The 1,175-nt window shown below is 48.0% G+C and carries 3 protein-coding genes and 1 pseudogene; all 4 read right to left on the reverse strand.

What is annotated here, in order from left to right; all coding sequences use genetic code 11:
• The coding region (locus D5R40_RS38735; RefSeq protein WP_205127861.1) for a hypothetical protein at positions 1-200 on the reverse strand (200 nt) is incomplete at its 3' end.
• A gap of 293 nt (positions 201-493) precedes the next feature.
• On the reverse strand, positions 494-607 hold the full coding sequence (locus D5R40_RS43370; protein WP_375339456.1) for a contractile injection system tape measure protein: 114 nt from the start codon (positions 605-607) through the stop codon (positions 494-496).
• A pseudogene (locus D5R40_RS43375) lies at positions 598-831 on the reverse strand (contractile injection system tape measure protein); the annotation flags it as partial. The gene D5R40_RS43370 and the pseudogene D5R40_RS43375, both read right to left, overlap by 10 nt.
• Before the next feature lie 84 nt (positions 832-915).
• The coding region (locus tag D5R40_RS38740; protein WP_205127862.1) for a hypothetical protein at positions 916-1,175 on the reverse strand (260 nt) is incomplete at its 5' end.

Consider the following 1,175-nt stretch of genomic DNA (forward strand, 5'->3'; position numbering starts at 1 on the left):
TCCACGATTGGAGGAGCTGCATTCCCGGCAGGAGACGCTCCCATGATCTGATCTTTCCTTTGTACTTCAGGAATATCGCGACATGCCTTACAGGTCAGTTCAGGACTTACCAGCAGAGCCCTTTGGACAAATGGGCCTTCTTCTGATCCACAACTACTGCATTTTCGCTGTAATGGTTCTTCTTGCTCTTCACTGCGCATCACGTAATTAGGTGCTTGCCCGTCTTCACTCTCACAAGGGCACATTCTCTTTGTATACTGCCAATGGGGGTGAAGGTCATCCTCTGTACCAGTGGCGAGTCACCATTCCGCATACGCATTACCTGATCGGCCACCGTATCAGCCTCTTGTTCATAGCATCACCCGGCTGGTTTACCGTTAACTTGGTTGGAAAAAGGCGCAGGGGGTTGCTTTCCGAAGGACGCTTGCTTCGAATTAGCGGCTTTCGCCGAAAATCTCCGATTTATTTGTGACCGTATGCATTTATCAATATCTCACCAGTCTACTACGATGAACCAATCCGCCCAACTCATTTTGAATACTGAATAACTCCAAGGAATTTCATCCAAAGAACATCTCTTTCCTTTACGTTCTACCTTCAGATGCATCGGTGATCAGCTTCTTGCCAAGACAATAGGCCAGATCTTTGTAAAAATCCTTCACGTAGGCCATCTGGCTTAGTCCTCTTCAAGGCTGCCCAATTATGGATTATCGCTTTGAGCAGATTCAGCCCTTCCTGTTTCTCTGCTTCTGTAAGTCCTTGCTGCAAAACCAAAGGGACAGGCTCTGCTAAAGTCAGTCCACACAATATCTTTGGGATGGCCAGGAAAGGTTCCTCGCAAGCTGGTCACCAAAGGCCAGAAAATGTAAAAGGTGTACGGCCCGATAGGCGGAAGCGGGTCCCCCTTTTGTGGAATCAGCTGAGCTTCTTCAAGAAAGGGCTTAGATACGGGGCTAGCAGTACTAAACCTGCCCCTTCTATTGGTTCTCCCTTCAATTCGAAGGCTGCCTCCTGTATTGAAAGATCTTTCCCAGTTTTTGATGTATAGGGCACAGGATCTATTTGCTGTATCCCTGCACCTTCGGCTTGTGTAGGCTCTAAACTCCCTTCTTTGACTGTTGTCTGATCTGAGGCTTCTGGATCTGGTTTTGGTTCCCCAACCGAGTCTTCAAGTG

It is taken from the genome of Okeania hirsuta (assembly GCF_003838195.1).
GTDB classification, from domain to species: Bacteria; Cyanobacteriota; Cyanobacteriia; order Cyanobacteriales; family Microcoleaceae; genus Okeania; species Okeania hirsuta.

Bases quoted from the DNA above. Each gene is read 5' to 3' on its own strand.
- D5R40_RS43370 (WP_375339456.1), bottom strand. From the start codon at position 607: ATGCATCTGAAGGTAGAACGTAAAGGAAAGAGATGTTCTTTGGATGAA.